Annotated in this window: 14 protein-coding genes; 7 read left to right on the top strand and 7 right to left on the bottom strand. The window is 52.3% G+C overall.

The window, feature by feature from the left end:
* Positions 1-23 precede the first annotated feature (23 nt).
* Positions 24-560, bottom strand: coding sequence for an RNA pyrophosphohydrolase (locus tag ACTHUM_RS02250; RefSeq protein WP_070583356.1), 537 nt, complete (start codon positions 558-560; stop codon positions 24-26).
* 328 nt (positions 561-888) lie between these two features.
* On the opposite strand from ACTHUM_RS02250, the gene ACTHUM_RS02245 reads away from it, so the two are divergent.
* From ACTHUM_RS02245 to ACTHUM_RS02235, 3 genes are all read left to right on the top strand, one after another.
* A complete protein-coding gene (locus tag ACTHUM_RS02245; RefSeq protein WP_070646723.1) occupies positions 889-2,028 on the top strand; it encodes a polyamine ABC transporter substrate-binding protein in 1,140 nt (379 codons plus the stop codon).
* A gap of 107 nt (positions 2,029-2,135) precedes the next feature.
* Complete coding sequence (locus ACTHUM_RS02240) at positions 2,136-2,408, top strand: ACT domain-containing protein (RefSeq protein WP_003680574.1); 273 nt, start codon at positions 2,136-2,138, stop codon at positions 2,406-2,408.
* Positions 2,409-2,423: 15 nt separating this feature from the next.
* Positions 2,424-3,779: a PFL family protein gene (locus ACTHUM_RS02235; protein WP_070695317.1), complete on the top strand. Its 1,356-nt coding sequence runs from the start codon at positions 2,424-2,426 to the stop codon at positions 3,777-3,779.
* Positions 3,780-3,878: 99 nt separating this feature from the next.
* Here the strand turns inward: ACTHUM_RS02235 and ACTHUM_RS02230 are convergent, their stop codons facing one another.
* The gene (locus ACTHUM_RS02230) at positions 3,879-4,358 is read right to left on the bottom strand and encodes a DUF4410 domain-containing protein (RefSeq protein ID WP_049343922.1); all 480 of its coding nucleotides are present in this window, start codon (positions 4,356-4,358) and stop codon (positions 3,879-3,881) included.
* Positions 4,359-4,539: 181 nt separating this feature from the next.
* Positions 4,540-6,069 carry a helicase HerA-like domain-containing protein gene (locus ACTHUM_RS02225; protein WP_070607567.1) on the bottom strand — a complete coding sequence of 510 codons (1,530 nt, stop codon included), beginning with the start codon at positions 6,067-6,069 and terminating at the stop codon, positions 4,540-4,542.
* Between the two features lie 241 nt (positions 6,070-6,310).
* Between ACTHUM_RS02225 and ACTHUM_RS02220 the strand changes: the two genes are divergently transcribed.
* Together ACTHUM_RS02220 and murI are read left to right on the top strand one after the other, a co-directional pair.
* Complete coding sequence (locus tag ACTHUM_RS02220) at positions 6,311-7,540, top strand: multidrug effflux MFS transporter (RefSeq protein ID WP_070503814.1); 1,230 nt, start codon at positions 6,311-6,313, stop codon at positions 7,538-7,540.
* Between the two features lie 61 nt (positions 7,541-7,601).
* The gene (murI, locus tag ACTHUM_RS02215) at positions 7,602-8,411 is read left to right on the top strand and encodes a glutamate racemase (protein ID WP_049343929.1); all 810 of its coding nucleotides are present in this window, start codon (positions 7,602-7,604) and stop codon (positions 8,409-8,411) included.
* A 62-nt stretch (positions 8,412-8,473) separates the two neighbouring features.
* Here murI and nadC read toward each other — a convergent pair whose 3' ends face one another.
* Entirely contained in the window at positions 8,474-9,355 is an 882-nt protein-coding gene (gene nadC, locus ACTHUM_RS02210) for a carboxylating nicotinate-nucleotide diphosphorylase (protein ID WP_004520494.1), read from the bottom strand.
* A 75-nt stretch (positions 9,356-9,430) separates the two neighbouring features.
* Positions 9,431-10,369: an NUDIX hydrolase gene (locus ACTHUM_RS02205; protein WP_049343932.1), complete on the bottom strand. Its 939-nt coding sequence runs from the start codon at positions 10,367-10,369 to the stop codon at positions 9,431-9,433.
* Positions 10,370-10,525: 156 nt separating this feature from the next.
* Here ACTHUM_RS02205 and nadA point away from each other — a divergent pair, with 156 nt between their 5' ends.
* Positions 10,526-11,638 (top strand): quinolinate synthase NadA, encoded by a 1,113-nt coding sequence (gene nadA / locus ACTHUM_RS02200; RefSeq protein WP_003747473.1) that lies wholly within the window; start codon positions 10,526-10,528, stop codon positions 11,636-11,638.
* Positions 11,639-11,689: 51 nt separating this feature from the next.
* Positions 11,690-13,198, top strand: a complete 1,509-nt coding sequence (nadB, locus tag ACTHUM_RS02195; protein WP_004520497.1) for an L-aspartate oxidase — start codon at positions 11,690-11,692, stop codon at positions 13,196-13,198.
* A 161-nt stretch (positions 13,199-13,359) separates the two neighbouring features.
* Here the strand turns inward: nadB and pgmB are convergent, their stop codons facing one another.
* Together pgmB and ACTHUM_RS02185 are read right to left on the bottom strand one after the other, a co-directional pair.
* The gene (pgmB, locus tag ACTHUM_RS02190) at positions 13,360-14,025 is read right to left on the bottom strand and encodes a beta-phosphoglucomutase (RefSeq protein ID WP_049336215.1); all 666 of its coding nucleotides are present in this window, start codon (positions 14,023-14,025) and stop codon (positions 13,360-13,362) included.
* 12 nt (positions 14,026-14,037) lie between these two features.
* Positions 14,038-16,296, bottom strand: a complete 2,259-nt coding sequence (locus ACTHUM_RS02185) for a glycoside hydrolase family 65 protein (RefSeq protein ID WP_049336213.1) — start codon at positions 16,294-16,296, stop codon at positions 14,038-14,040.
* Positions 16,297-16,333 lie beyond the last annotated feature (37 nt).

The following is a 16,333-nucleotide window of genomic DNA, read 5'->3' as shown; positions in this document are numbered from 1 at the left end:
CAGACGGCCTGAAAGCGTTTGGGTTATAGGTTTTCTATTGGATTGCGACGGATAAAGTCTTCATAGCTTTCTATGCCGCGCAAGAAACGGGAGAGTTCGGTCAATGCGTCCAAATACACGCCGCGCTTGAAGTCGATGACTTCGTCAACCGGCGCCCAGTATTGGTGCCAACGCCAGCCGTCGAATTCAGGATGGTGGCAGGCGCGGAGGTTGACGTCGCTGTCGCGGCCGACCAAACGCAAAAGATACCAAATCTGTTTTTGTCCGCGATACGAACCGCGCCATTCGCGCCGCACCCAGTGGCTGGGCACGTCATAACGCAACCAGTCGCGTGTACGGCCAACGATTTTGACATGTTGCGGCAGCAGGCCGACTTCTTCGTACAACTCGCGGTACATGGCGGTCTCAGGGCTTTCGCCCGGCTTGATGCCGCCTTGCGGAAATTGCCATGAATGTTCGCGTACGCGTTTGCCCCAAAAGACTTCGTTACGTTCGTTAATCAGGATAATACCGACATTGGGGCGATAGCCTTCTCTGTCTAACACGGTGTCGCCCTTCATTAAATTCAATCGTGCAATTTTCCCACAAATTGGGCGGTTTTGACAAATCTTGAGGTCGTCTGAATAAGCCCACAGTTTTTTCCAGACGGCATGAAACCGTTTCTGAAAAAATGTTGTTTATGAATAAAACCATAGCTTCAGGCCGTCTGAAAAATGAAATTTTTTTCTGCTTTAAGGTCTTGCATTCAAAAGCTTTTTGCCGTTTAATGCAAACCTTGCTGAATCAAGGGCAAAGGACACATGCCGGCCGCCCCCACAGTTTCCCTTTTGTAAGTGGCATCTGCCACCGCTGCAATATTTTTACCCCCCGAACAAAAGGTCTGAAACCATGAAAAAATCTTTGATGGCGGCGGCAATTGTGAGCCTCGTCTTGACTGCGTGTAGCGGTGGAAAAGAAACCGCCGCAGAATCTTCCGCATCTCAAACTTCTTCTTCCCAAACTGATAAACTCAATATCTATAACTGGTCGGATTATGTCGATCCGGCCACGCTGTCTGCGTTTGAAAAAAATACGCATATCAACGTCCGCTACGATTACTACGACAGCAACGAAGCGCTGGAAGCCAAGCTGCTGACCGGCAAGTCGGGTTATGACCTGGTTGCGCCGTCTATTGCCAATGTCGGCCGCCAGATTAAAGCCGGCGCGTATCAAAAAATCGACAAATCGCAAATTCCCGATTACGCCAATATCGATCCCGATTTGTTGAAAATGATGGAAACCGTCGATCCGGGCAACGAATATGCCGTCCCTTATTTCTGGGGCATCAATACGCTGGCGATTAACAAGCAGCAGGTTCAAAAGGCGTTGGGTACGGATAAGTTGCCTGAAAACGAATGGGATTTGGTGTTTAACCCTGAATACACCCAAAAATTGAAATCCTGCGGCATCAGCTATTTCGACAGCGCCATCGAGCAAATTCCTTTGGCTTTGCATTATTTGGGCAAAGATCCGAATAGCGAAAACCCTGACGACATCAAAGCCGCAGTCGATATGATGAAAAAAGTGCGTCCCGACATCAAACGCTTTACCTCGTCGGGCTATATCGATGATATGGCGGCCGGTAATCTTTGCGTATCGGTAGGCTATGGCGGCGACCTCAATATTGCCAAAACCCGTGCCAAAGAAGCCGGAAACGGCGTCGAAGTCGAAGTATTGGCGCCGAAAAGCGGCGTCGGTATTTGGGTGGATTCGCTGATGATTCCGCGTGATGCGCAAAATGTGGCTAATGCACACAAATACATCAATCACACGCTCAATCCGGAAACAGCGGCCAAAAACGGCAACTATGTGACTTATGCTCCGGCCAGTCGTCCGGCGCGTGATTTGATGGATGAAAAATACACTTCTGACGAATCGATTTTCCCAAGTAAAGAATTGATGGAAAAAAGCTTCATTGTCTCCCCTAAGTCAACCGATGCGAGCAAACTCAGCGTTCGCCTGTGGCAGGCTTTGAAAGCAGGGCGATAATCAAAATTGAAATTTGAATACTCAGGCCGTCTGAAACAGTTTTTCAGACGGCCTGAGTGTTATAATTGTCAACACTTTTCAAATATACTATAAGGAGAAACAGCGTTATGAACAATTCAGTCATCACCGTCATCGGTAAAGACCGTGTGGGCATTGTGTACGACGTTTCCAAAATTTTAGCGGAAAACCAAATCAATATTCTCAACATCAGCCAACAGCTGATGGATGATTTTTTTACCATGATTATTTTGGTGGACACTTCAAAATGCACCAAATCGCGTCAAGAGGTTTTGGATTTGTTTGCGGAAGAGAGCAAAAAACTCGCGCTTGATATCCGTATGCAAAACGAAGAAATTTTCCAAGCCATGCACCGTATTTAAGTCGGAGGGAGAGCCATGAGTATTCAATCCGGCGAGATTTTAGAAACCGTCAAAATGGTGGCCGACCAGAATTTTGACGTGCGCACCATTACCATCGGCATTGATTTGCACGACTGCATCAGCAGCGATATCAATGTGTTGAACCAAAACATTTACAATAAAATCACCACTGTTGGCAAAGACTTGGTGGCGACGGCAAAATATCTGTCTGCCAAATACGGCGTACCGATTGTGAATCAGCGTATTTCCGTCACACCGATTGCCCAAATCGCCGCGGCCACCCATGCCGATTCCTATGTCAGCGTGGCGCAAACTTTGGATAAGGCTGCCAAAGCGATAGGCGTGTCCTTTATCGGCGGCTTTTCCGCGTTGGTGCAAAAAGGCATGTCGCCTTCGGACGAAGTGCTGATCCGTTCCATTCCCGAAGCGATGAAGACTACTGATATCGTGTGTAGCTCCATCAATATCGGCAGCACGCGCGCCGGTATCAATATGGATGCGGTCAAGCTGGCAGGCGAGACCATCAAACGCACGGCGGAAATCACGCCCGAAGGTTTCGGCTGCGCCAAAATTGTCGTGTTCTGCAACGCAGTGGAAGACAACCCGTTTATGGCGGGCGCGTTTCATGGTTCGGGCGAAGCGGATGCCGTTATCAATGTCGGCGTATCGGGGCCGGGCGTGGTCAAAGCCGCGCTGGAAAATTCGGACGCGGTCAGCCTGACCGAAGTTGCGGAAGTTGTGAAGAAAACTGCCTTCAAAATCACCCGCGTGGGCGAACTCATCGGCCGCGAAGCCTCGAAAATACTGGGCATCCCATTTGGTATTCTTGATTTATCGTTGGCTCCAACCCCCGCTGTCGGCGACTCGGTGGCGCGCATCCTTGAAGAGATGGGCTTGAGCGTCTGTGGTACGCACGGCACGACAGCGGCTTTGGCCTTGCTGAACGATGCCGTGAAAAAAGGCGGCATGATGGCTTCCAGCGCGGTCGGCGGTTTGAGCGGCGCGTTTATCCCCGTTTCGGAAGACGAGGGCATGATTGCCGCTGCCGAAGCTGGTGTGCTGACGCTGGACAAACTCGAAGCCATGACCGCTGTCTGCTCCGTTGGTTTAGACATGATTGCTGTACCCGGCGATACGCCTGCTCATACCATTTCCGGCATCATCGCCGACGAAGCCGCCATCGGCATGATCAACAGTAAAACAACTGCCGTGCGCATTATTCCGGTAACCGGCAAAACCGTCGGCGACAGCGTCGAGTTCGGTGGCCTGTTGGGCTACGCGCCTGTGATGCCGGTTAAAGAAGGTTCGTGCGAAGTGTTTGTCAACCGAGGCGGCAGAATCCCGGCTCCGGTTCAATCAATGAAAAACTGATTGGATTGATAAATAAAAAAAGGCCGTCTGAAATTGATTTTCAGACGGCCTTTTATTTATAGCTATTTGGTAAAACGTTTTTAGAAAATAATATCTTGATTATTTCCCTTTTTTCAAAATACCGGATTCTGCAATTTTTTTGGCAATGTCTTTAGCTGATCTTTTCAGAACATCTTTGCTATTTCCTCCAAATACTCCCATTGCCAACATACCGTCAGTTTGAATATTACCGACAATTTTTCCGCTTTCTTTATCAACCAGTGTTGTAACGATTTTTGACGTTGCTTTGCCTGCGCCAAAGCCCACCCAATAACGCAGAGCACGGTTTCCTTCATTAAAGTTTTCGATATTGATATTAATATCTAAGTCATCGCCTACGGTATAACCGAGAGTGGTTAATTCATTGTTCAAGTATTGGGTAAAAAGTGCGCGTGTATCAGATGGAATATGATCTTGGGAAAGATCACGAATAGTGTAGCTATGGTAGCTTTTTTCTTTTTGTCCGAAATCAACAGTACTGGTTGTTGAACAAGCAGATAAAGCAAAGGCTAATGCCGTTAGTGTGAGTAGTTTTTTCATGGTAAAAGTTCTCTTTTTTAATTGATAAAATGCTTAAGTTTAAGCAAATCGAATTATCAATCATTTTTTCTTTTCTTTCAATTTATTATGCTTATATATTAAGGTAATTCAAAGTTTAGCTTTATATAAACAACAAAAGGCCGTCTGAAATTTCAGACGGCCTTTTATATTTGCAGGCTGATTATTTAAATATATTTTTAATAATGCCCATTACGCTGCGGGAAATGGCGTTGGTTACTTGGCGGTTGATTTGGCTGCCGATGGCGTCGGCAACGTTGTAGCCCAAACCTTGGCCGGATTTTTTGCGTCCGCCGCTCAAACCGCCGATCAGTCCGCCGAGAATGCCGGGATCGGCATTGGCAGCCTCTTTTTCTGCGGTTTTTTGCGCTTTTTCCTGCTCTTTGGCGGCATTTGTGGCTTCTTTTTCAGCGGCAGCCTGGCTGTCTGCTTCGGCCAATGCTTCAAAGGCGGAGTAGTTGTCCACCATGTCTTTGTAGGTTGGATACAAATCGTCGTTTTGGAACAGGCGGTTGCGTTCCTCTGCGGTAAGCGGGGTTAAGGAAGATTGCGGCGGCAGTATGAGGGCGCGTTCTACCGGCTCGGGCATACCTTTTTCATCAAGGAAGGAAACGAGGGCTTCGCCGACGCCGAGTTCGGCAATCGCTTCGGCAACTTTGATGTTTGGGTTGCTGCGGAAGGTTTCGGCAGCGGCTTTGACTGCTTTTTGGTCGCGCGGTGTGAAGGCACGCAGGGCGTGTTGTACGCGGTTACCCAGTTGGCCGAGAATAGTATCGGGCAAGTCGAGCGGGTTTTGGGTGACGAAATATACGCCCACGCCTTTGGAACGGATCAGGCGCACGACTTGTTCGATTTGTTCGACCAACGCATTGGCGGCATTGTCGAACATCAAATGCGCTTCGTCGAAGAACATCACAAATTTTGGTTTGTCCAAATCGCCGACTTCGGGCAGGGTTTCAAACAACTCCGCCAGCATCCACAGCAAAAACGCGCTGTACATACGCGGAGAGCACATTAGTTTTTCGGAATTAAGGATGTTGATGATGCCTTTGCCGTTGTCGGTTTGCATCCAGTCTTGCAGGTTGAGGGAAGGTTCGCCGAAGAATTTTTCTGCACCTTCGTTTTCCAAAGTCAGCAGTTGGCGTTGAATTGCGCCGATACTGGCGGCAGAAACGTTGCCGTATTGCGTGCGGTATTCCGAAGCATGGTCGGAAACGTGTTTCAACATGCTGCGCAGGTCTTTCAAGTCCAGAATGTGCCAGCCTCTGTCATCGGCAACTTTGAACACGAGGTTGAGCAGGCCTTCTTGCGTATCGTTCAGATTCATCAGGCGGGCCAAAAGCATAGGGCCCATTTCTGAAACGGTTACGCGTATGGGAATACCGGTTTCGCCGTAAACATCCCAAAAGCGCACGGGGAAATTTTGCAGCCAATGTTCGCCCAAATCAAACTCGGCGATGCGTTCGCCTACTTTGCCGCTGTTGGCACCGGCTTGCGCGATGCCTGACAAATCGCCTTTGACATCGACCAAGAATACAGGGACGCCTTCGCTGCTGAAGGCTTCCGCCATACGGCGTAGGGTAACGGTTTTACCCGTACCGGTCGCACCGGCGATCAAGCCGTGGCGGTTGGCCATTTTGCCTTGGATTTCGAGCGTTTTCCCGTCGGCACGCGCAATTTGAAATGTAGTCATGATTATTCCTTAGAATCCGTGATGTGAAACAATTTGTTGTCTTAAAAAACAAGCATTTTAACGTTTGCGGCGAGGGGATTCAACCAAGCAAAGTTTCAGACGGCCTTAAGTTTTGCAAAGGTTTTTTTGCAGTGATTGGACAAGGTTGAAATCTGCTATAATTCCATCCAATCCGCAACCGTCTGACAAGGCGGTTGTTTTCTTTGTTTTTTGAATATTTTTTACGAAAGCGAAAGTCGGAATGACTGCACAACAAGCCCCTTTGGGCGAAAAAACCATGGCCGTGCTGATGGCGATGTTGGTCGCGCTGATGCCGTTTTCTGTCGATGCCTATCTGCCTGCGATTCCCGAAATGGCAAAGTCGCTGGGTTCGGACATCCACCGTATTGAGCAAAGTCTGAGCTTTTTTATGTTTGGCGTGGCGTTTGGTCAGGTGGTCGGCGGTTCGATTTCGGATATTAAAGGCCGCAAACCTGTCGCCTTGGTGGGATTGAGCATTTATTTTGCCGCCGTTATCGGTTTGACGATGGTGAATAATGTCGAGCAGCTGTTGAACTTGCGTGCTTTGCAGGCGTTTGGCGCGGGGATGACCGTGGTGATTTCCGGTGCGATGGTGCGCGATTATTATTCCGGACGCAAAGCCGCGCAGATGTTTGCCTTAATCGGCATTATTCTGATGATTGTGCCATTGATGGCACCGATGATTGGTGCAGGCTTGCAGAATTTGGGCGGCTGGCGCATGATTTTCGGCTTTCTGGCCTGTTATTCGCTGCTGCTTTGGGGTTTGATGTGGTATTTCCTGCCTAAGCCGCACCAAAAAGGCAAAATCAGCATGGACGTGTTCGGCGTGGTGGCCGGCAGGTTTAAACGTGTTTTGAGAACGCGCGCCGCGATGGGCTATCTGTTTTTCCAAGCTTTCAGTTTTGGTTCGATGTTTGCCTTTTTGACCGAATCATCGTTCGTGTACCAACATCTGTATCATGTTTCACCAAACCAATATGCTTGGATATTTGCGCTCAATATCATTACCATGATGTCGTTTAACCGCGTTACCGCATGGCGTTTGAAAACCGGTACGCATCCGCAAAACATCCTCAAATGGGGCATTATCGTCCAATTTTCCGCCAATCTGCTGATGACGGTTTTGGTGTTGTCGCTGTCTTTGCCGCCTTTGTGGGCTTTAGTGCCATGTGTGATGTTTTCAGTCGGTACGCAAGGCTTGGTCGGTGCGAACACTCAGGCCTGCTTTATGAGCTATTTCAGTGCAGAGGGCGGCAGCGCAAATGCGGTTTTAGGCGTGTTCCAATCCCTTGTCGGCGCATCGGTCGGTATGGCAACGACTTGGCTGCATAATGGTTCCGCCTTGGTAATGGCCGGTATGATGTTAAGCTCGACCGTATGCGGTATCGTACTGTTGTGGATTTGCTCGCATCAGGCTTGGATGGAAAACGATAAAAAAGAATATGTTTAACCTTCAGGCCGTCTGAAAAACGGTTTCAGACGGCCTCGACTTTATATTGAAGAAATTAACCATGAGTACCAGCAAACAACGCCCCATCGGCGTATTCGATTCCGGTGTCGGCGGCTTGACCAACGTCCGCGCCCTGATGGAACGCCTGCCGATGGAAAACATCATCTATTTCGGCGATACCGCACGCGTTCCCTATGGCACCAAATCCCGCGCCACCATCGAAACCTTCGCCATGCAGATTGTCGATTTCCTGCTGGAAAACGATGTCAAAGCACTCGTCATCGCGTGCAACACCATCGCTGCCGTTGCCGGACAAAAAATCCGCCAAAAAGCAGGCAATATGCCCGTATTGGACGTCATTTCCGCCGGTGCGGAAGCTGCTTTGCAAACCACTAAAAACAACCGAATCGGCATTATCGCGACCAACACCACCGTCAACAGCAATGCCTACGCGCGTGCCATCCATTCAAAAAACAACGACACGCTGGTGCGCACACAAGCCGCGCCCCTGCTTGTGCCATTGGTAGAAGAAGGCTGGCTCGATCACGAAGTCACCCGCCTGACCGTGCGCGAATACTTGAAGCCGCTTTTGGCCGACGACATTGATACGCTGGTGTTGGGTTGTACCCACTTCCCACTGCTCAAACCGCTTATCGGCTGCGAAGCACAAAACGTTACCTTGGTCGACTCCGCCATCACCACCGCCGAAGCCACCGCCAAAGCCTTAGCGCAAGCAGGTTTGCTGAATACAGAAAACGACAACCCGGATTACCGCTTCTATGTCAGCGACATCCCACTGCGTTTCCGTACCATCGGCGAACGCTTCTTAGGCAGAAGTATGGAGCAGATTGAAATGGTAACGTTGGGTTGATGGGAAATATTAAAGGCCGTCTGAAATTTCAGACGGCCTTTGCTTTATAGCAAACTCGAAATTTAAGCCACGAAATCCAAACCTATATCCAACGAGCGGCTGCTGTGGGTCAGATAGCCGAGGGCGATGCCGTCCACGCCGGTTTGTGCCACGCGCTTCAGGCGGTCGAAGCCGATGCCACCCGATGCTTCGCAATAGATGGTGTGTGTGTGGACGGTTTGTGTGTGGCAGCGGTTTGCCGCTTCTTTCAAGGTTTCGTCGTCCATGTTGTCCAGCAAAATCCGTTCCGCGCCAGCCGCGATGGCTTCGTCCAGTTGTGCCAACGTGTCCACTTCGATTTCCACGCAAGTCAACGGTCCGACCGCCTGCTTCGCTTGCCGAACGGCTTGGGCGATGCTGCCGCAATAGGCGAGGTGGTTGTCTTTGATGAGTACGGCGTCGTCCAAGCCCATGCGGTGGTTTACGCCGCCGCCTGCCCTGACGGCGTATTTTTGCAGGACGCGAAGCAGTGGGATGGTTTTGCGGCTGCACACGATGTCCACATTGTAACCAGCAACTTCGGCTACTGCATGTGCGGTGGCGGTGGCGATGCCGCTCAAGTGCGTAAGATAGTTGAGCGCAGTACGTTCGACGGCGAGCAGCGCGCGGGCGTTTCCTGCGATGGTGGCAAGTGTCTGACCTACGCAAACGGCTTGCCCATCTTGGATTTCGGCTTGGAAACGGACGGACGGATCCATCGTCTGAAAGGCAAGACGCGCCAAATCCATGCCGGCGATAACGCCGTCTTTGCGGCTGACGAGGAAAAGTTTGGCGGTTTTGTCGGGAGTGATAACGGCGGCGGACGTAACATCGCCTCGCCTGCCTAAATCTTCGCTCAAGGCTTGTTCTACCATGGGGCGCAACAGGGTATCGGGTAGAGGAAGAAGATTGTTTTCAGACGACATGAAGGTTCCTTTGTTGAAAAATATTGATATTTGCCTGATGGGACAAAATTTAATTTGAGGCCGTCTGAAAATCAGTTAGTGGCTACCCAGCGGCAGTCCAATATCAGAAATCAGCTGATCGGGTAGGACGTCGTCGCGGAATCGGTAAAGCTGTGCAGGACGGCCTTTACTGCCTGATACGCCGGTATCCGACGGCTCGATGAGGTTTTGCTGCTGAATCTGGCGGCGGAAGTTTTGCTTGTGCAGCAATCTGCCGCTGATGGCTTCGACGCTGTTTTGCAGTTGCAGCAGTGTGAATTCGGGCGGCATCAGTTCAAAAATCACGGGGCGGTATTTGATTTTGGCTCGTAGGCGGGATAAGGCTGTCGCCAGTACGCGGCGGTGGTCGTGGCGCATAGGCTGCCCCGTGAGTGAGAAATTGAAGTTTTCCTGAGACTCGGCTGCTTCCGCTATCAGGCCGCTTTCGTATAGCATTTCATAGCGTTGCAAAACGTATTCTTCCGACCAATTTTCAGGTTCTACCCCCCAGCACAATTGAATGCGCTTGAGCCGCTTCTGGCGCACTTCCTCCGTATCCGCCGAGTTTGCCCAAATGCGCAGGCGGCTGACGATGGTATCGCGCAGCCCGCCGTCAGTGCGCAAATCTTCCCACGGAAAATAGCAGTAGCAGTCCTGCCATTTCGCATCCGGGTGCAGGATGCTGTCGGCTGCCTCGCGCACCAGTCCCAAATAGCTGACGTACAAGACAGGTAGGCCTTGCTCGTTTTGACGGCGCGTATCTACAAACGTATAAAGCTGTTCTACATAGCCCATAGGCTGTGATGTCTGTTTGGCAACCCACATCCTGACTCCTGCTTGCAGAGAGTGGCGAAGCGGTGCAAGCAGGCCATTGGGTAATAGCTCTCCTTTGGCAACTGTCAAAACCCTCAAGCTGCCATTTGTAATGGCAATCAGTACAGGAACAAGCTCGACGATACTTTGCGTATTGGCTGCTGTTTCAGGATAGGCATCCATGCGTGGCTTTCATTCAAGAGGAAACCTTATTGTAAACCAAAGCGGTTTTCAGACGACCTTGCTTATTATACTCAATTTGAGCATAATATAAAAATATTTCAAAATATAAACGGCAAATCTTTATGCCGTCTGAAAAACCAGCCATAAGGAAGTCTCATGCAAACCGCCGCCCGCCGCTCGTTCGATTACGATATGCCCCTCATCCAAACACCGACTTCCGCCTGCCAAATCCGTCAGGCGTGGGCAAAGGTTGCCGACACGCCCGACCGCGAAACGGCAGGTCGTCTGAAAGACGAAATCAAGGCTTTGCTGAAGGAGAAAAACGCGGTCTTGGTAGCGCATTATTATGTTGATCCGCTGATTCAGGATTTGGCTTTGGAAACGGGCGGATGCGTGGGCGATTCGTTGGAAATGGCACGCTTCGGCGCGGAACACGAAGCCGATACGCTGGTGGTGGCGGGCGTACGCTTCATGGGCGAGAGCGCAAAAATCCTCTGTCCTGAAAAAACAGTGCTGATGCCTGATTTGGAAGCAGAATGTTCTTTGGATTTGGGTTGTCCGGAAGAAGCGTTTTCAGCGTTTTGCGACCAACACCCCGACCGCACGGTCGTTGTGTACGCCAACACTTCCGCCGCCGTGAAAGCGCGTGCCGATTGGGTGGTAACGTCTTCGGTGGCGTTGGAAATCGTATCGTATCTGAAATCGCGCGGTGAGAAGCTGATTTGGGGACCCGACCGCCACCTCGGCGACTATATCCGCCGCGAAACGGGCGCGGATATGCTGTTGTGGCAGGGTTCGTGCATCGTCCACAACGAATTCAAAGGGCAGGAATTGGCAGCGTTGAAGGCGGAACACCCCGACGCGGTGGTACTGGTTCATCCCGAATCGCCGCAAAGCGTCATCGAGCTGGGCGACGTGGTCGGCTCGACCAGCAAACTACTGAAAGCCGCCGTATCGCGCCCCGAAAAAAAATTCATCGTGGCGACCGATTTGGGCATCCTGCACGAAATGCAAAAGCAGGCGCCCGACAAAGAATTTATCGCCGCACCGACGGCGGGCAACGGCGGAAGCTGCAAAAGCTGCGCGTTCTGCCCGTGGATGGCAATGAATTCGCTGGGCGGCATCAAACACGCCCTGACGAGCGGGCACAACGAAATCCTGTTGGACAGAAAGCTGGGCGAAGCCGCCAAACTGCCTTTGCAGCGTATGCTCGACTTCGCGGCAGGGCTGAAGAAAAAAGATGTGTTCAACGGCATGGGACCCGCCTGATTTGCTGTCAATATTGCCGTTTCAGACGGCCTCTCAAACAAGGACAACACCATGCAAACCGATTGCGACGTATTGATTGCCGGAAACGGGCTGGCGGCACTGACGCTCGCCCTGTCGCTGCCTGAATCGTTCCGCATCGTCATTTTGTGCAAAAACCGGCTGGACGACACCGCCAGCCGTCATGCGCAAGGCGGGATTGCGGCGGCGTGGTCGGGAGAGGACGACATCGAAAAACACGTCGCCGATACTTTGGAAGCGGGCGCAGGTTTGTGCGACGAAGCTGCCGTCCGCACCATCCTGTCGCAAGGCAAACCGGCAATCGAATGGCTGCTGGCGCAGGGCGTGGCATTCGACCAAAATAATAATGACTTGCACCTGACGCGCGAAGGCGGGCACACCTGCCGCCGAATCGCCCACGTCGCCGACTACACGGGCGAAGCAGTCATGCAGAGCCTGATTGCCCAAATACGCCGCCGCCCGAGCATCCGCGTTTGCGAGCGGCAGATGGCGTTGGACATCCAAACCGAATCGGGTGCAGCGTGCGGACTGACCGTCCTCGACCGCCGAGCGCAAGAAACCTACAGCATCCGTGCCAGCCATACCGTACTCGCAGGCGGCGGCTTGGGACAGATTTACGCCGCCACCACCACGCCGCCCGAATGCACGGGCGACGCCATCGCCATGGCGATACGCGCAGGTTGCGCAGTCGAAAACCTCGAATTTATCCAATTCCACCCTACAGGCTTGGCAAGGTCGTCTGAAAACGGCCGTACCTTCCTGATTTCCGAAGCCGTACGCGGCGAAGGCGGCATCCTGACCAACCAAGCGGGCGAACGGTTTATGCCGCATTACGACCGCCGCGCCGAACTCGCGCCGCGTGACATCGTTGCCCGCGCCATCGCCGCCGAAATCGCCAAGCAAACGCAAGACTTCGTCTCGCTCGACATCAGCCGCCAACCCGCAGCGTTCGTCCGCCAGCATTTCCCGTCCATCCATCGGCACTGCCTGTCCCAATGCGGCTTGGACATCACGCGCCAAGCCATCCCCGTCCGCCCCGTGCAACACTATACCTGCGGCGGCATCCAAACCGACCCCAGCGGCAGAACCTCCCTGCCGCAGCTCTACGCCTTAGGTGAAACAGCCTGCACCGGCTTGCACGGAGCCAACCGCCTCGCCAGCAACTCCCTACTCGAATGCGTCGTTACCGCCAGACTTGCCGCCCAAACCATCGCGGACGGACAAGCATTCCAAGCTGTACCGTCCCAAAGGTCGTCTGAAAGCCCCTCTGTTGAAGCAGGTATCTTTTCAGACGACCTCCAAAACACCTTCAGCCGTCCCGCCCTGCAAGCGTTCAACCAACGCCATCTCGGCATCCTCCGCAACGATACCGGCCTGAGCCGCGCCATCGCCCAACTGCGGCTTTGGAAGCAAAACCAAGCCGAGCCGCACACCGCGTCTGAATACGAAAACCGCAACCTACTCGAATGCAGCCTCGCTGTCGCCCAAGCCGCATACAGGCGGAGACAGAACATAGGCGCGCATTTTAATAGTGATTGTTAAGGTTGGCAGGTCATAGAAAGTCGTTCAAATAAATTTGAATAGCATGGTTGAAAAGTTGGTATTCAGTCTTTATGGTTGCGTAAGTTGGGTTATCATTCTGTTCTAAAATCAGAAAGGCCGTCTGAAATATTTTTTAGACGGCCTTTTACTTCCTTAATATTTTATCTGTCTGATTGTTCCCATACGTTTTGCAGGTAGGCGTAGGTCAGGTCGGCAGTGTCGGATACCAGCGCGATGTCGCTGCCCAAATCTTCGGCTTTGCCCACGCCGATGGGCAATGCGCCGGCGGCTTTGATGGCGGCGACGCCGGCGGCGGCGTCTTCAATGCCAATGCATTGGCGGATGTCCGCGCCTACGCCCTCGGCTGCTGCGAGGAAGATGTCGGGGGCGGGTTTGGAATGCGCGACGGCGGCAGGGTCGGCAATGGCGTCGAAGAAGTGGGTCAGCCCCATGCGTTCCAGCAGAAACGGACCGTTTTTACTGGCGGACGCGAGGGCGATTTTTTTGCCGTTTGCTCTCAATGCTTCCAGCAGCGGCAAAATGCCGGGGTATACGTCTTCGGGTTTGACTGCCTGAATCATCTCGACGTAGTTGTCGTTTTTACGGCGGGTCAGTTCGGCAAACTCGACTTCGCTGACGGTTTTGCCGCCGTGCGCGAGGATGCGTTTGAGCGAATCGTCGCGCGATACGCCTTTGAGCTGCTCGTTAAACTTGCGGTCGATGCTGATGCCCAGTTCTTCGGCAAGCTTTTTCCATGCGCGGTAGTGGTATTCGGCGGTGTCGGTAATGACGCCGTCGAGGTCAAATAGGACTGCGGTAAAAGTCATTTTGTGCCCTCCTTATTTTTCCAACGCGACAGTGTGGCTGCCGTTGAGCGTGATGTCTTTGCCGTACACCTGCAAATCTAGCGGCTCGCCTTTGAGCAGGGTGAAGACGACGTTTTCTTTGCCGACGGCGACTTTAATCAGACGGCCTCGGTAGTTGATATGGAAGGCGTAGCCTGTCCATGCGCTCGGCAGGAACGGTGCGAAGCTGAGTTTGCCGCCCCAAGTTTTCATTTGGGCGAAACCTTGGACGATGGCGAGCCACGAGCCGGTCATAGAAGTAATGTGCAGGCCGTCTTCGGTGTCGTTGTTGTAGTTGTCCAAGTCCAGGCGGGCAGTGCGCTGGTACATTTCCACGGCTTTTTCTTCTTTGCCCAGTTCGGCGGCGAGGATGGAGTGGATACATGGAGACAACGAGCTTTCATGAACGGTCATCGGTTCGTAGAAGTCGAAGTTGCGGCGTTTTTCGTCGATATTGAAACGGTCGCCGAAGAAGTAGATGCCTTGCAATACGTCCGCCTGTTTGATGAAGGGCGAACGCAGGATTTTGTCCCACGACCATTTCTGGTTGAGCGGCAAATCGTCGGGCGAAAGCGCGGACACGGGGCGGATGTCTTTGTCGAGGAAGCCGTCGTGTTGGACGAATACGCCGAGTTCTTCGTCATGCGGACGGTACATATTCGCGCTGATGTCCGCCCATTTTTCCAGCTCGGCGGCACTCACGTTCAAATCCGGACGCGGGTATTTCGCCAAGGCTTCGTGGGTGTAATCCAATACCCATGCAGCGAGGGTGTTGGTGTACCAGTTGTTGTTGATGTTGTTTTCGTATTCGTTCGGGCCGGTTACGCCGTGAATCATGTATTTGCCGTTGCGTTTGGAAAAGTGGACGCGGTCCGCCCAGAAGCGGGACACTTCGACCAAGACTTCCAAGCCTTCTTTGGCAAGATAGCTTTCGTCGCCGGTGTAGTTGGTGTAGTTGTAGATGGCGTAAGGAATCGCGCCGTTGCGGTGGATTTCCTCGAAGGTGATTTCCCATTCGTTGTGGCACTCGATGCCCGTAAACGTCACCATCGGATAGAGTGCGCCTGCCAAGCCTTGTTCGCGCGCGTTGTGTTGCGCCTGCGGCAGTTGGTTGCGGCGGTATTGCAGCAGGTTGCGGGTAACTTCGGGTTCCGCTAGTGCGAGGTAGAGCGGCACGGCGTAGGCTTCGGTGTCCCAATAGGTCGCGCCGCCGTATTTTTCGCCGGTAAAACCTTTGGGGCCGATATTCAGGCGCGCGTCTTCGCCGTAGTAGGTGGAGAACAGTTGGAACAGGTTGAAGCGGATGCCTTGTTGCGCTTCGTCGCTGCCTTCGATGACCACGTCGGCGATTTCCCAACGGTGCAGCCAGCCTGCTTTGTGTGCGTCCAGCAAGGTTTCAAATGCAACGCCTGCGATTTTTTCCGACAAGGCGCGACCTGCGGCTTTCACTGCTTCCAAGCCCTGATAATCGCGGCTGGTAGTAACAATCACGCGTTTTTCAAAGGTTTCGGGCGTGCTGCCGACTTTAGCTTCAAAAGAATTGGAGACCTGCCAGTCGGTTTGGCTGCCGCCAAGGGCTTTGAAGCTGCCGGCGAAGGTTTGCTCGGCGTTGACGATGAATTGTTCCACGCCGAAGGGATTAGCGACGGTTTGGGTGGCAATGTAGGAGAGGCCGTCTGAAACGCCTTTGTCCAATACCTGCCAGAATTTTTCTTCATAGTTGGAGTCTTCGTTTTTCACATCGGCGTCGATGATGGAATCGATGCGGACTTGGTGGGTTTTGCCGTCAACGGATACGGCTTCCCAGCGGATAACCGCCAGCTCTTTTTGCGCGACGGACAGGAATTTGCACACATCGAAACGCACGCCGAATACGGTGAACGAGCGGCGCAACACGCCGTGCTGCATATCGAGTTCGATGGAGAAGTCGGCAACGTCGTTTTTCGCCAAGTCCACTTCCTGATTGTCGACAAAGATTTTAACTTTGCTGAAATTGAGCGCATTGATGGCTTTGCCAAAATATTTAGGATAGCCGTTTTTCCACCAACCGACGCGGGTTTTGTCGGGGAACCAAACACCGGCGATGTAGGTGCCCAAGTGGCTGTCGGCGGAGTAGGTTTCTTCAAAGTTGCCGCGCATACCCATATAGCCGTTGCCCAAACTGGTCAGGCTCTCTTGCAGCCGTTTGTATTCTTTTTCCAGTTTTGCCGAACGCAATGTCCAAGGGCTGATTTCCATGATTCTTGTGTACATTTATGAAGCTCCTGTTATTAAAATCGTAAGTTCGGCA

The sequence above is a fragment of the Neisseria sp. P0021.S006 genome (assembly GCF_051956895.1).
Note: the sequence above shows the minus strand (reverse complement) of the source record. Positions and strands in the feature narration are given on the sequence as shown.

Coding starts and splice junctions, on each gene's coding strand:
- ACTHUM_RS02250 (WP_070583356.1), bottom strand. CDS start 560: ATGAAGGGCGACACCGTGTTAGACAGAGAAGGCTATCGCCCCAATGTC.
- ACTHUM_RS02245 (WP_070646723.1), top strand. CDS start 889: ATGAAAAAATCTTTGATGGCGGCGGCAATTGTGAGCCTCGTCTTGACT.
- ACTHUM_RS02240 (WP_003680574.1), top strand. CDS start 2,136: ATGAACAATTCAGTCATCACCGTCATCGGTAAAGACCGTGTGGGCATT.
- ACTHUM_RS02235 (WP_070695317.1), top strand. CDS start 2,424: ATGAGTATTCAATCCGGCGAGATTTTAGAAACCGTCAAAATGGTGGCC.
- ACTHUM_RS02230 (WP_049343922.1), bottom strand. CDS start 4,358: ATGAAAAAACTACTCACACTAACGGCATTAGCCTTTGCTTTATCTGCT.
- ACTHUM_RS02225 (WP_070607567.1), bottom strand. CDS start 6,069: ATGACTACATTTCAAATTGCGCGTGCCGACGGGAAAACGCTCGAAATC.
- ACTHUM_RS02220 (WP_070503814.1), top strand. CDS start 6,311: ATGACTGCACAACAAGCCCCTTTGGGCGAAAAAACCATGGCCGTGCTG.
- murI (WP_049343929.1), top strand. CDS start 7,602: ATGAGTACCAGCAAACAACGCCCCATCGGCGTATTCGATTCCGGTGTC.
- nadC (WP_004520494.1), bottom strand. CDS start 9,355: ATGTCGTCTGAAAACAATCTTCTTCCTCTACCCGATACCCTGTTGCGC.
- ACTHUM_RS02205 (WP_049343932.1), bottom strand. CDS start 10,369: ATGGATGCCTATCCTGAAACAGCAGCCAATACGCAAAGTATCGTCGAG.
- nadA (WP_003747473.1), top strand. CDS start 10,526: ATGCAAACCGCCGCCCGCCGCTCGTTCGATTACGATATGCCCCTCATC.
- nadB (WP_004520497.1), top strand. CDS start 11,690: ATGCAAACCGATTGCGACGTATTGATTGCCGGAAACGGGCTGGCGGCA.
- pgmB (WP_049336215.1), bottom strand. CDS start 14,025: ATGACTTTTACCGCAGTCCTATTTGACCTCGACGGCGTCATTACCGAC.
- ACTHUM_RS02185 (WP_049336213.1), bottom strand. CDS start 16,296: ATGTACACAAGAATCATGGAAATCAGCCCTTGGACATTGCGTTCGGCA.